The organism is Streptomyces crystallinus, assembly GCF_039521265.1.
GTDB lineage: Bacteria > Actinomycetota > Actinomycetes > Streptomycetales > Streptomycetaceae > Streptomyces > Streptomyces crystallinus.
The window spans coordinates 38108-51284 of sequence record NZ_BAAACA010000030.1 but is presented as its reverse complement, the minus strand read 5'-3'; the positions used below and the strand labels follow the sequence as shown (position 1 = coordinate 51284).

Below are 13177 nucleotides of genomic sequence, written 5' to 3'. Positions count from 1 at the left end.
GGCAGTTGGGGGCGCGGGGAACTGCGCGATCAGCCATCCACGGTCCGCGGACGAACACGCACGCCTGCCTCGGAACCCTTCCGATCCCGGGGCAGGCGCCCCCCAAAGGGGCGCGGGGAACTGCGCGACCAGCCACAGCCGACCCGCAGACGAACCCCGGGCACAAGCGCTAGCGGCGGCCGTACGACGCCACGTACCCCCGGGACGGCGTCCCGACGCCCGTCACGTCGTCATAGCCGCGCACCGCGTGCAGCGAACTGTCCGCACCCAGCGTGCGCACCGACGTCGCGAGGCCTCCCGCCGCGTCGACCCCGTTCACGAAGTCCACCCGCGCCACCGCGAGCCCACGCGCACCCAGCGGGTGGTCCGTGACGTCGTGGTACAGCGGAGACCCGTAGCGCGCGTAGATCGACGGGTTCGCGAACCCGATCGGGAAGTGCCGCGCCTGCTGCGCCAGCGCCTGCACGCCCGCGATCACCGGCGCCGCCAGCGACGTACCGCCGATGCGGTACTCGTCGTACGTGACCGAGCCGTCGGGGAACGTCTGCGTCTGGCCGACCAGGAACCCGGTGTTGGGGTCCGCGACCGCCGCGATGTCCGGAACCGTGCGCATCCGGGCGGAGCCGTTCGCCTTGGCGAGCGAGTCCGGCACCACACCGCGCTGGTAGAACGGCTGCTTCACCGTGGAGCTGGTACCGCCGCCCGCACCGGAGGTGTACGCGCCGGGGAAGCCCGTCCAGCTCTTGCCGTCCGCCGCGAGCGACGCCTTCAGCGTGCCCCAGCCCGTCTCGAACTGGTACGTGTCGCCCTTGCCGACCGCCAGCGACGTACCGCCGACCGCCGTCACCCACGCCGAGTTGGCCGGGGTGTCGACCTGCTTCTTGCCGGTGTTGGCGACCTCGTCGCCGTCGTCGCCGGAGGAGAAGTAGAAGCCGACGCCCTCCACCGCGCCCAGCTTGAACGTCTGGTCGTAGGCGGCCGCCACGTCCGGCGTCTCGTTGGCCTCGATGTCGCCCCAGGAGTTGGAGACGATGTCGGCCAGCCGGTTGTCGACGATCTTGTTGAGCGCGTCGAGCAGGTCCGGGTCGTTGCAGGACGCGCCCGCCACGTAGACGATGTCCGCGTCCGGCGCGACGGCGTGCACGGCCTCGACGTCCAGCGACTCCTCGCCGTACCACCCGGCCGCGTCGCACGCCTCGGTGCTGTTGTAGTCGGCGGGCTTCACCTCGCTGTACTGGCCGTGCTTGTACGGCTTGTCGCCGTTGCGCAGCGCGTACCGCTGGGCGTCCTTCGCCATGGTCGGCGAGGCGTACGCGTCGGTGATCGCGACGGTCACGCCCTTGCCGGTGTAGCCGCCCGCGCCGTACGCCGCCCGCAGCTGCTTGCCGGTGTACCCCTTGACCGCGTACGGGACCTTGGTGCCGTACGCGTCCGGCAGCGTGGTGGCGATGTTCGAGCCGTAGTACGTCGAGAACGGCCCGGAGTTCTTGAAGGCGGGGCCGGGGCCGGGCAGCGTGTCGTGGTGCGTCGCCTTGTGCGGGGCGTTGTCCAGACCCGTCACGGTGAGCACCGCGTCGGCCAGCGCGCCCGGCGCGGAGGCGGTCTTCACCGGGGCGCGGTAGGTGCGCCCGCCCTTGCGGTAGTTGTGCAGCTCGGTGGCGAACGCCTTCTCGGCCGCGGCGACGTCGCCGGAGACCGAGACATAGTGCTGGTTGCTGCCCGTGACGGTCAGCCCGGCCGACTTCAGCCAGCCGGTGACCGCCGCGATCTGCGCCTCGGTCGCCCCGAAGCGCCGCTGCGTCTGCGCCGGGCTCAGGAACTTCCCGTACGAGGCGGAGCTCGGGTCCGACACGGCCGCGGCGTACGCGGCGAGGCCCTTGGCGTCGCGGCCCGCGAGGTAGACGCGCGCCTCGACCTTGTTGCTGTTCGCCGTGGCGCCCTGGTCGGCGGCGCCGGTGGCCCACGCGGGCTTGGTGCCCGTGAGGGCGGCCCGCCCGGACGGCACGGGGTCCGCCGCGTGGGCGGACGGTATGCCGAGAGCGAGCGCGCCGGCGAGCAGAGGCAGTGTCGCTGCCATGCTCACGGCACGCCGCCTGGTGCGGCTGGTTCTCATTTGACCCCCTGCATGAGGCTCTTCACCTGGGAGGCATGTGCACTTGATCTGCACATGCACAGCGTCACTCTGGTGAGGAACGGTTCATGCCGGGGACATGCGAACCCCAAGAGAAACCCAAGTCCCGCCGAGGTGGCGGGACTTGGGTCCTTTTGGTGGCGCAAATGCCGACTCGGGCGCTTTGCGTCCGGCGTACGGCGCAGCGGGGGCCGGACGCGTTACGTACGCGGGGTGGCCCCCCGCGCCTTCAGCATCCCGGCCATCAGGTCGATCTCCGACTGCTGGGAGTCGACCATGCCCTGCGCCAGGCTGCGCTCCACCTCGGTCGTACACCGCTGGGCGCAGCCCTGGGCCATGTGGATACCGCCCTTGTGGTGCTCGGTCATCAGCGTGAGGTAGCGGACCTCCGCCTGCTTGCCGTCGGCCTTGCGCAGCTCGTCGAGCTCGGTGTTGGTCGCCATGCCGGGCATCAGCGCGCCGTCCGCGCCGGGCTCGCTGCCCATGCCCATCCACGCCATCGGCAGCCGCTCCGGCTCCGACTTGGGCAGCCCCCACAGATCGAGCCAGCCGAGCAGCATGCCCCGCTGGTTGGCCTGGGTGTTGGCGATGTCGTACGCGAGCCGGCGGACCTCCTCGTCCTTCGTGCGGTCGCGCACGATGAACGACATCTCCACCGCCTGCTGGTGGTGCACGGCCATGTCCCGGGCGAACCCGGCGTCCGCCGAGGCCGCCGCCGGGGTGTGCGCGGCGGGCTTGTCGTCCCCGCCGGTCGCGCTGGCGACCGTGGCCACCGTCGCGAACACCAGGGCCGCCACGACCGCCGCGAGCGAGGCCCAGTAGGTGCGGTTCACTTCTGGTCCAGCCCGCCCGTGCACGCCGCGCCCGGCTCCGGCGTCTGCGCGCCCTGCACGTACTTGGCAAAGAACTGGTTGACCCGGGGGTCGTCCGCGCTGGTCACGGTGACCTGCTTGCCCCAGGCGCTGAGCATGATCGACCCGGACTGGCCCGGGTAGGGGCTCATCAGCGAGTACGGCGTCTTGGAGACCTTGTCGGAGAGCTTCTGCACATCGGCGGCCGGGGCCTTGTCGGTGTACGTCACCCACACCGAGCCGTGCTCCAGCGAGTGCACCGCGTTCATGTCGGGGACCGGCTTCTTGTAGACCTCGCCGCCGCAGTTCATCCACACCGGGCTGTGGTCCCCGCCGACCGGCGGCTTCATCGGGTACGAGACCGTCTTCTCGACGTGGTTGCGGGTGAGCTTCTTCGGGTCCCAGTCCTTCTCGCCGGCGATGGTCGCCTTCGCGTCGGCGGCCTTCTGGGCCTGCTGCTTGTCCTTGTCGTCGGACTCCTTGTTCAGCAGGTACGCGCCGGTGCCGACGAGTCCGGCGACGATCACCACGGACGCGGTGACGGCGATGATCTTGTTGCGCCGCTCACGGGCCTGCTCGGCCCGCCGCATCTCGGCTATCCGCGCCTGCCGCGAGCTCTTGGTTTCCTTGGTGGCCATGGTGGTCTCAAGTCCTTTGGGGGGTGGGGAAGTCGGGGGAGGTTCTGGGGACCAGCCGGACTATGTCCGCAGTACCTGAAGGACATGGAGATCAGGGGCCCGGGGCGCAGCCCCGCCCCGAACGGGCGCCCCCAGGGGCGGAGCCGCCGCGGCCCAGGCCGCATGCGCACCCCCCGGCGCGGGGGAGTCGAGCGGGGGCGCGGTGAGCACCGCGGGATCCGCGTGCGGGAACAGCCCGCAGTCCCCCCGGTCGTACGGACAGCTGTACTGCGCCGCACCACTCATCGCCACCCCGTGGTGGACCCGTGGAACGACGGGGTCCGCGCTTGCCCCGCCACCCGCGGTGAGACAGAGGAAGAGCGCGGCGAGGAGCGTCGCCATGGCGCTCACCAGCGCCATGGGACGTGTGATGCGAAGGCGTCGCACTCCCCCCATAGGCGCAGATGCTAGGCGAGGGAGCGGCGCACGCGGCAGGGCGGGGTCGGCCAAGATCCGGCCACCCGGCCGGAACCGGTGCGAGGGTGGAGAGGCGACGTGCAACAGCTCATATGGGGTGCGTAATGTGTCGGTAATCCCCGGCCCTGATACTGATGGTTCCCCCTCACGCCCGGGCGGTGGTGCACAGACCGTCTGAACTGCAAGGATGTGGCTTATGGACAAGCAGCAGGAGTTCGTGCTCCGCACCCTCGAAGAGCGTGACATCCGGTTTGTGCGTTTGTGGTTCACCGATGTGCTCGGCTTCCTGAAGTCGGTCGCGGTGGCTCCTGCCGAGCTGGAGCAGGCCTTCGACGAGGGCATCGGCTTCGACGGGTCCGCCATCGAGGGCTTCGCCCGGGTGTACGAGTCCGACATGATCGCCAAGCCGGACCCGGGCACGTTCCAGATCCTGCCGTGGCGCGCCGAGGCCCCGGGCACCGCGCGGATGTTCTGCGACATCCTGATGCCCGACGGCTCCCCGTCCTTCGCGGACCCGCGCTTCGTCCTCAAGCGCATCCTCGCCAAGACCTCGGACCTGGGCTTCACCTTCTACACCCACCCCGAGATCGAGTTCTTCCTGCTGAAGGACAAGCCGCTGGACGGCACCCGCCCGGTGCCCGCCGACAACTCCGGCTACTTCGACCACACCCCGCAGAACGTCGGCATGGACTTCCGCCGCCAGGCGATCACCATGCTGGAGTCGATGGGCATCTCGGTCGAGTTCAGCCACCACGAGGGCGCGCCCGGCCAGCAGGAGATCGACCTGCGCTACGCGGACGCCCTCTCGACGGCCGACAACATCATGACGTTCCGCCTGGTCATGAAGCAGGTGGCGCTGGAGCAGGGCGTCCAGGCGACCTTCATGCCCAAGCCCTTCTCGGAGTTCCCCGGCTCCGGTATGCACACCCACCTCTCGCTCTTCGAGGGCGACCGCAACGCCTTCTACGAGTCGGGCGCCGAGTACCAGCTCTCCAAGGTCGGCCGCTCCTTCATCGCGGGCCTGCTCAAGCACGCCGCCGAGATCTCGGCCGTCACCAACCAGTGGGTCAACTCCTACAAGCGCATCTGGGGCGGCTCGGAGCGCACGGCGGGCGCGGGCGGCGAGGCCCCCTCGTACATCTGCTGGGGCCACAACAACCGCTCCGCGCTCATCCGCGTGCCGATGTACAAGCCCGGCAAGACGGGCTCGGCCCGCGTCGAGGTCCGCTCCCTGGACTCCGGCTGCAATCCGTACCTGGCGTACTCCCTGCTCCTCGCCGCCGGCCTCAAGGGCATCGAGGAGGGCTATGAGCTCCCGGCGGGCGCCGACGACGACGTCTGGGCGCTCTCGGACTCCGAGCGCCGCGCGATGGGCATCGAGCCGCTGCCGCAGAACCTGGGCGAGGCGATCTCCCTGATGGAGCGCAGCGAACTGGTCGCGGAGACCCTGGGCGAGCATGTCTTCGACTTCTTCCTGCGCAACAAGAAGCAGGAGTGGGAGGAGTACCGCTCCGAGGTGACCGCGTTCGAGCTGCGGAAGAACCTGCCGGTTCTCTGAGGGCGGGGCGGCCGGGTCCGGCATTCGGGTGGTCCCGGCGGGCGGGTTCGCCCGGCGGGGTGTGTCATGGCAGGGGCGGCCGGAAGCCGTCCCGCGCCACGCACTTCGAGGAGCACGCCCCCATGACCCAAGGCCTGAAGACGATCATCTACCCCGTCAAGGACATCGCCGCGGCGAAGGCCGTGTTCGGCGCGCTGCTCGGCGCCGAGCCGGTGATGGACGAGCCGTACTACGCGCAGTTCAACGCGGGCGGCCAGGAGGTCGGCCTCGACCCCAACGGCCACGGCAAGGGGATGACAGGACCGGTGCCGTACTGGCACGTCGACGACATCGAGAAGACCGTGAAGGCCCTGGTGGACGCGGGCGCCGAGGCGCTCCAGGGCGTCCAGGACGTCGGCGGCGGACGGCGGACCGCCTCGGTCAAGGACGCCGACGGCAATGTGATCGGCCTGGTCCAGCCCTCCTGACGGGCGCGCCGGGCGGGAATACCGCCCGGCGGCGACCGGTTGCGGCTGCTGAGAGCCAGCCGGTTCTGCCGTGCGACCAGAGGATTGAGCATGCCGTTCGTCCATGTCGAGTACTCGGAACGACTCACCGAGACCTTCGACCGCCAGGCCTTCGCCCGCGAGGTGCACGCCGCCGCGCCCGCGATCGTCGACGCCCCCAGCGTGGCCTTCAAGACCCGCTTCCGGCGGATAGAGGAGTCGTACTTCGGCGAGGGCGACGACGGTATCGACGCCGTCTTCGTCCAGCTCTCCATCCTCACCGGCCGCACCCCCGAGGCCCGCGAGAAGCTGTCCGAGACGGTCCGCGACATCGCTCTCCAGCACGCCAAGGCCCCCGAGGGCCGCAGGCTGCACCTCATGGTCGAGGTCCGCGAGATGGAGCGGGAGTCCTACCGCTTCCACAAGGACTGACCCGCGGCCGGTCAGTCCAGGTACGCCGGAGCCAGCCCCGCCGTCAGCAGGCGGTGGGGGCTGCCCGTGCCGTCGGCCGGGAGGGTGTAGAGGTCGGCCCCGTAGTCGCCCGGCAGGGAGTACGCCACCGTGCGGTCGTCCTGCCACACCAGCTGGTCGTCCACGCCGCGGGGCTCGGCCAGCGGTGTCTCGCGCATGGTGGCGAGGTCCAGGACGTACAGGCGCCAGGGGTCGTCCGCCGGGAGGCCGGGCACGCGCTTCTTGAAGGCGAGGCGGGTGCCGTCGGGGGAGAGGGACGGGCACTCCAGGTTGGTGCGCAGGGTGGTCACCTTGCGGGCGGTGAGGTCGCCGCGGACCAGATAGGTCTTCCTGGCCGTCGCCATCGTCGCGTAGAAGTGCTCGTCGTCGGCGAAGGTGACGCCCCAGAAGTTCACGTCCGAGGCGTGGTACGGGTGCCCGTCGCGCTCGATCGCGAAGTCCTCCAGCGTCCTGGTCAGCCTGCCGGTGCGGGTGTCGAGGATCGCGGTGCGGGTGGAGAAGTCGGTGCCCGCGTACGAGTCGCCGCCCACGAAGACCGTCCAGGCGGCCAGCCGGCCGGACGGGGAGACCCGCGCCCGGGTCGGGATGCCCGGCAGGCTGTAGTGGGCCTTCTCCTTGAGCCCCGCGTCCAGGATCACCGCCCGGTAGCCGTCCCGCACCGCGCCCCGCTCGGCCTGGAGGCACACCCCGGTGCCGGCGGCGGCGTAGAAGCGCAGGCACTTGACCCCGGAGGCGGTGCGCGGCCCCGCCGGGTCGGCGGCCGGGACCGTGGCGAGCTCGTCGCGGTGCGGGCCCCACGCCATGTTGCGGAAGACGATCCGGCGGCCGGAGTCCGGGGCGAGGGAGACCTGGCCGCCCCGGACCGGCGGGCCGCCCGCCTGCACCTGGTTCTTGCGGTCCTCGCGGCCCACCGCGTGCAGCACGGACGCGGTGGCCACCCCCGCGAGCACGACCAGGGCCGTGGCCAGGACGATCAGCTTGGTGCGCAGGGTCATGCGGGTGTCCCCCTTTCGGTGCGGGCCCGCTCCGCCGGGCGCAGCAGTACGGCGCCGGCCGCGCAGAGCGCGAGCGCGACGGCCGCCGTGCCCAGCGCCGTGCGGTCGCCCCAGGCGGTCCAGGCCGCGCCGAAGGCGAGCGAGCAGACGAAGCGGGCCGAGGCCTGGCCGGTCTGGATCAACGCCAGCCCGCTGGAGCGCAGTTCGGCCGGGACGGCGCCCGCCGCCGCGGCCATCAGGACCCCGTCGGTCGCCGCGTAGAACAGCCCGTGCAGGGCGAGGACGACATACGGCAGCGCGTCGCCGCGCCAGCCCGGCAGCAGCAGGGCGTAGGCGCACAGCAGGGCCGCGTGGCCGCCGAGGAAGACCTGCCAGCGGCCCACCCGGTCGGCGAGCCGGCCCAGCGGGACGGCGAGCAGCAGGAACGCGGCGGCGGTCCCCAGCGGCAGCAGCGCGAACCAGCGGTCGGGCACGTCGAGGCGCCGCTGGAGCAGCAGATAGACGAAGGAGTCGCTGACGGTGGCCAGGCCCAACAGCAGGGCGCAGAGCGCCAGTCGGCGCACCTCCCGCTCGCCGAGCAGGGCGAGCGCGGCCTTCAGCGAGGCGCGCGGGGCGCCGGGCGCCCGCTCGGCGGTGGTGGCGCGGGCGGGCACGAACAGCACCAGGACCAGGACGCCGACCGCGGCCACGCAGAAGCTCACCGTGAACACCGCGTCGTACCCGTCGACGGCCTGACGCAGGATCAGGAACGCTACCAGCGGCCCGAGCAGCGCGCCCGCCGTGTCCATCGCGCGGTGCACGCCGAACGCCCGCCCACGCGCCTCGGGCGCCGAGGCCAGCGAGATCATCGCGTCGCGCGGCGCCGTGCGCAGCCCCTTGCCCGTACGGTCGGCCGCCAGCACCGCGCCGATCACCGGCAGCGAACCCGCCACCAGAAGCAGGGGTTTGCACACCGCGGACAGTCCGTAGCCGAGGACCGCGACGGCCTTGTGGCGTCCGCCCCGGTCGGCCAGATGCCCGCCGACCAGGCGGACGAGCGCGCTGAAGCCGTTGTAGACCCCGTCGAGCAGGCCGAAGCCGAGCGGCGACAGGCCCAGGCCCGTGACCAGGTAGAGCGGCAGGACGGCGGTGACCATCTCCGAGGAGACGTCGGTGATCAGGCTGACCGTGCCGAGGGCCAGCACGGTCGGGGCCAGGGCGGACCGCCGCCCGGGGGTGAGCCGGGCGGCGGGGGCCGCGGGAGTGCCGCGGCTGTCTGCTACGTACACGTCAGGAGGCCCAGATGCCCGTGATGTCCGAGGCGTTGGCGGCCTGGCCGGCGTGCGTGGTGCCGTACATGTCCTCGATCGTGCGGAGCACGTTGTAGTGGTTGTACGTGGTCGAGGAGGTCGAGCCGGGGATCACCGACTGGCCGTAGAACACCGTCGCGATCTTGTTGCCCGCGAGCCGGTTGTCCTCGTCGAAGGTGACGACGAGCAGGCTGTTGTGGGTCTTGGCCCAGTCCGCGTACGCCTTCAGGTTGTTCTTCAGCCAGGTGTCACCGGTCGACACCGAGCAGTCGTGCATGTCGCTGCACAGGTTCGGCACGACGTACGAGACGGTGGGCAGCGTGGTGAAGTCCGTCGGGAACTGCGCGAAGGTCTTCGCGCTGGACGTCGGCACGTTGCTGAAGCCGAACCACGGGTTGTGCTTCTGCGCGTACTTGCCGCTGCTGCACGTGGTCGAGCCCTGGCTGGGCAGCGACTCGTTGTAGCTCGCCCAGGTCCTGCCCTTGGCGATGACCTCGGACGCGAGGTTCGGCGCCGAGGAGAAGCCGACCTTGACGCAGCTGTCGCCCGTGATGCCCTGGGTGGAGCCGGAGAACATCGCGTAGTAGTTCGGCTGGCTCGGGTGGGTCTCGGCGAACGACTGCGTGAGGTTGGCGCCGCCGCTCTTCAGGGAGTTGATGTACGGGGCGCTGGAGCTGCCGATGACCTGGTCGTACGCGTGGTTCTCGAAGACCACGACCACGGTGTGGTCCGGGGTGGGCAGCGCCGCGGTCGTCGACGCGGCGGACGTCCCACCGAGCCCGGCCCACAGGCCGGCGGAGCCGGCGGCGAGACCGAGGGCGGTGAAGAGGGCGGTGCGGGTGCGGCGGGGTATGGACCAGCCGGACACGGCGGTACCTCCGGTGAGGGGGATGGTGGGGGGCGGTGCACCGAGAGGTTAGGGCGGGTGTGTGAATACGGGAAGATCCGCGCGGGTGAAGGTAGTGGGAACGGTTGGGGTGCGCCCGGCCTTCGTCTGCGGGTGTGTGGGTGGTTGCTCGCGCAGTTCCCCGCGCCCCTAGGGGGTGCCCCGTAGCCGGGGATCTCGGCTCAGCCACGGGCCTTTAGGGGCGCGGGGAACTGCGCGAGAAGAGGCCACGGCCTGCAGACGAAAGCGGGTTTAGGGGCGCGGGGAACTGCGCGAGAGGAGGCCGCGGCCCGCGGACGAACGAGGGTTTAGGGGCGCGGGGAACTGCGCGACCAGCCACCCACACACCCGCAGACGAACTGCTACGCCCCGTAGAACAGGCGTTCCACCACCCCGCGGGCCCGCCGCGTAACCCGACGGTAGTCGTCCAGCATGTCCCCGACATGGCCGGGCTCATAGCCCAGGTAGCGCCCCACCGCCGCCAGCTCGCGTCCGTCCGACGGGAACGTGTCACCCGCCCGCCCCCGCACCAGCATCACCCCGTTCCGCACCCGCGTGGCCAGCACCCACGCGTCGTCCAGCGTCACCGCGTCCTCCGTGCTGACCAGGCCCGCCGCGTGGGCGGCGCAGAGTGCCTGCCGGGTGCGGGTGGTCCGCAGACCCGGCTCGGCCCAGGCGTGGCGCATCTGGAGCAGCTGGACCGTCCACTCGACGTCCGAGAGGCCGCCGCGCCCCAGCTTGGTGTGGAGCGTGGGGTCGGCGCCGCGCGGCATCCGCTCCGACTCCATCCGCGCCTTGAGCCGCCGGATCTCCCGCACCGCGTCCTCCCCGAGCCCCTCGGCCGGGTACCGCAGCGGGTCGATCAGCTCGATGAACCGCCGCCCCAGGTCCGGGTCGCCCGCCATCGGCTCGGCGCGCAGCAGCGCCTGGCTCTCCCACACCAGGGACCAGCGGCGGTAGTACGCGGCGTACGAGGCCAGCGTGCGCACCATCGGCCCGCTCTTGCCCTCCGGTCGCAGATCCGCGTCTATCAGCAACGGCGGGTCGGCGGTGGGGAGTTGGAGCAGCCGGCGCATCTCGGCGACGACCCGGTTGGCGGTCCGGGTGGCCTCCTGCTCGTCGACGAACTCGCGCGGCTCGTGCACGAAGAGCACATCCGCGTCGGAGCCGTAGCTCAGCTCGTGCCCGCCGAAGCGGCCCATGCCGATGACCGCGAACCGGGTGGGCAACGAGTCGCCCCACTCCGCCCGCACCGCCGCCCGCAGCGCGCCCGCGAGCGTCGCCGCGTTGAGGTCCGTCACGGCGTTGCCGACCCGGTCGACGAGCGCCCCGGGGTCCTCCTCGGCCGGGCTGTCCTCCGTACCGTACGACCCGATCAGATCGGCCGCCGCGGTGCGGAACAGCTCCCGGCGCCGTACCCCTCGGGCCGCCGCGACCGCGCCCTCGGCGCTCTCCGCGCGGCCCACCGCGGCCAGCACCTCCTGCTCCAGCGGCTCGCGCCGGCGGGCCCCGAGGCCTTCCGGGTCGCCGAGGATCGCCACCGCCTCCGGGGCGCGCAGCAGCAGGTCGGGGGCGAGGCGCCCGGCCGAGAGCACCCGGGCGAGGTTCTCCGCCGCCGCGCCCTCGTCGCGCAGCAGCCGCAGATACCAGGGCGTCCTGCCGAGCGCGTCGGAGACCTTGCGGAAACCCAGCAGGCCCGCGTCCGGGTCGGCGGAGTCGGCGAACCAGCCGAGCAGCACCGGCAGCAGGGTGCGCTGGATGGCGGCCTTGCGGGTCACGCCCGAGGAGAGCGCCTCCAGATGTCTCAGGGCCGCGGCCGGGTCCGCGTAGCCCAGCGCCTCCAGACGCTGTCCGGCCGCGCGCGGGCTGAGCCGGGTCTCGCCGGGGGAGAGCTGGGCGACCGCGTCCAGCAGCGGCCGGTAGAAGAGCTTCTCGTGCAGCCGCCGCACCACGGAGGCGTGCTTCTTCCACTCCCGGTTGAGCGTGCTGACCGGTTCGGTGCGCAGGCCCAGCGAGCGGCCCAGGCGCCGCAGGTCGGCCTCGTCCTCGGGGACGAGGTGGGTGCGGCGCAGCCGGTAGAGCTGGATGCGGTGCTCCATCGCGCGCAGGAAGCGGTACGCCTCGTCGAGCTGGGCGGCGTCCGCGCGCCCCACATAGCCGCCCGCCGCCAGCGCGCCGAGCGCGTCCAGGGTGGTGCCGCTGTGCAGGGTGGCGTCGCCGCGCCCGTGCACCAGCTGGAGCAGCTGCACGGCGAACTCCACGTCCCGCAGCCCGCCGGGCCCCAGCTTGAGTTCGCGCTCCACCTGGGCGGCCGGGATGTTGTCGACGACCCGGCGGCGCATCTTCTGCACGTCGGCGACGAAGTTGTCGCGCTCGGCCGCCTGCCACACCAGCGGCGAGACGGCCTCGATGTAGGCGGCGCCCAGCTCCGGGTCCCCGGCCACCGCGCGCGCCTTGAGGAGCGCCTGGAACTCCCAGGTCTTGGCCCAGCGCTGGTAGTAGGCGAGGTGCGAGGAGAGCGTGCGCACCAGCGGGCCGTTGCGGCCCTCGGGGCGCAGATTGGCGTCCACCGGCCAGATGGTGCCCTCGACGGTGGTCTCCGAGCAGATCCGCATCAGATGCGAGGCGAGCCGGGTGGCGGCCTGGAGCGCCTTGCGCTCGTCGGCGCCTTCCGCGGGCTCCCCGACGAAGATCACGTCGACGTCGGAGACGTAGTTCAGCTCATGGCCGCCGCACTTGCCCATCGCGATCACCGCGAGCCGGCATATCGCGGCGTCCTCGGGGGCCGCGGTACGGGCGATGGCGAGCGCCGCCCGCAGGGTGGCGGTGGCCAGGTCCGCGAGCTCGGCGGCCGTCTCGGCCACATCGGTCGTCCCGCACACGTCACGGGCCGCTATGGCCAGCAGGCATCTGCGGTAGGCGATCCGCAGCGCCACCGGGTCCTGGGCCGAAGCCAGGCCCCGCTCGAACTCGGCGACCCCCGGGTGCAGGTCCACGGCCTCGTAGGTGACCAGCGCGTGCCAGTCGCGCGGGTGGCGGGCCAGATGGTCGCCGAGCGCCTCGGAGGCCCCCAGCACCCCGAGGAGGCGGTCCCGCAGCGGTTTGGCGGTGATCAGGGTGTCGAGCAGCGCCCGCCGCTCGCCGCTGTCCTGCGCCTCCACGATCCGTACCAGACCGGCGAGCGCCAGATCGGGGTCGGCGGTCGCGCCCAGCGCGTCCAGGAGCACCGGATCGGTGCGTACGGAGGCGAGCTCCGGGACGTCGAGCAGGCGCTCGGCCGCCGACGGGTCGGTGAAGCCGAACCGCAGCAGCCGTGTGAAGGTGCTGCTCCTGCGCCCGGGCGCCGCCGTCATACCGCCTCCCAATGTCAAGGCCGAGCCTATCCGCCGCGCGCCCCCGAGGGGGCGCCGGGAAGGG

10 protein-coding genes are annotated in these 13177 nt (G+C 72.1%); 3 read left to right on the top strand and 7 right to left on the bottom strand.

Annotated features, from left to right (window positions below):
• Nucleotides 1-169: 169 nt before the first annotated feature.
• The 3 genes from ABD236_RS22335 to ABD236_RS22325 form a co-directional block, all read right to left on the bottom strand.
• Nucleotides 170-2077, bottom strand: coding sequence for a S53 family peptidase (locus ABD236_RS22335; RefSeq protein WP_344075957.1), 1908 nt, complete (start codon nucleotides 2075-2077; stop codon nucleotides 170-172).
• A 254-nt stretch (nucleotides 2078-2331) separates the two neighbouring features.
• On the bottom strand, nucleotides 2332-2964 hold the full coding sequence (locus ABD236_RS22330; protein WP_344075955.1) for a DUF305 domain-containing protein: 633 nt from the start codon (nucleotides 2962-2964) through the stop codon (nucleotides 2332-2334).
• Entirely contained in the window at nucleotides 2961-3620 is a 660-nt protein-coding gene (locus ABD236_RS22325; protein ID WP_344075952.1) for a thioredoxin-like domain-containing protein, read from the bottom strand. The genes ABD236_RS22330 and ABD236_RS22325 overlap by 4 nt, the downstream gene beginning before the upstream one ends.
• 652 nt (nucleotides 3621-4272) lie before the next feature.
• Between ABD236_RS22325 and ABD236_RS22320 the strand changes: the two genes are divergently transcribed.
• From ABD236_RS22320 to ABD236_RS22310, 3 genes are all read left to right on the top strand, one after another.
• Nucleotides 4273-5634, top strand: a complete 1362-nt coding sequence (locus tag ABD236_RS22320) for a glutamine synthetase family protein (protein WP_344075950.1) — start codon at nucleotides 4273-4275, stop codon at nucleotides 5632-5634.
• Nucleotides 5635-5756: 122 nt separating this feature from the next.
• Entirely contained in the window at nucleotides 5757-6101 is a 345-nt protein-coding gene (locus ABD236_RS22315) for a VOC family protein (RefSeq protein ID WP_344075948.1), read from the top strand.
• A gap of 90 nt (nucleotides 6102-6191) precedes the next feature.
• Nucleotides 6192-6551, top strand: coding sequence for a 5-carboxymethyl-2-hydroxymuconate Delta-isomerase (locus tag ABD236_RS22310; RefSeq protein ID WP_344075946.1), 360 nt, complete (start codon nucleotides 6192-6194; stop codon nucleotides 6549-6551).
• An 11-nt stretch (nucleotides 6552-6562) separates the two neighbouring features.
• Here ABD236_RS22310 and ABD236_RS22305 read toward each other — a convergent pair whose 3' ends face one another.
• From ABD236_RS22305 to ABD236_RS22290, 4 genes are all read right to left on the bottom strand, one after another.
• The gene (locus ABD236_RS22305) at nucleotides 6563-7585 is read right to left on the bottom strand and encodes a TolB family protein (RefSeq protein ID WP_344075944.1); all 1023 of its coding nucleotides are present in this window, start codon (nucleotides 7583-7585) and stop codon (nucleotides 6563-6565) included.
• Complete coding sequence (locus tag ABD236_RS22300; protein WP_344075942.1) at nucleotides 7582-8853, bottom strand: MFS transporter; 1272 nt, start codon at nucleotides 8851-8853, stop codon at nucleotides 7582-7584. The genes ABD236_RS22305 and ABD236_RS22300 overlap by 4 nt, the downstream gene beginning before the upstream one ends.
• Before the next feature lies 1 nt (nucleotide 8854).
• A complete protein-coding gene (locus tag ABD236_RS22295) occupies nucleotides 8855-9742 on the bottom strand; it encodes an alkaline phosphatase family protein (protein ID WP_344075940.1) in 888 nt (295 codons plus the stop codon).
• Between the two features lie 380 nt (nucleotides 9743-10122).
• Nucleotides 10123-13113 (bottom strand): bifunctional [glutamine synthetase] adenylyltransferase/[glutamine synthetase]-adenylyl-L-tyrosine phosphorylase, encoded by a 2991-nt coding sequence (locus tag ABD236_RS22290; RefSeq protein WP_344075938.1) that lies wholly within the window; start codon nucleotides 13111-13113, stop codon nucleotides 10123-10125.
• Nucleotides 13114-13177: the final 64 nt, after the last annotated feature.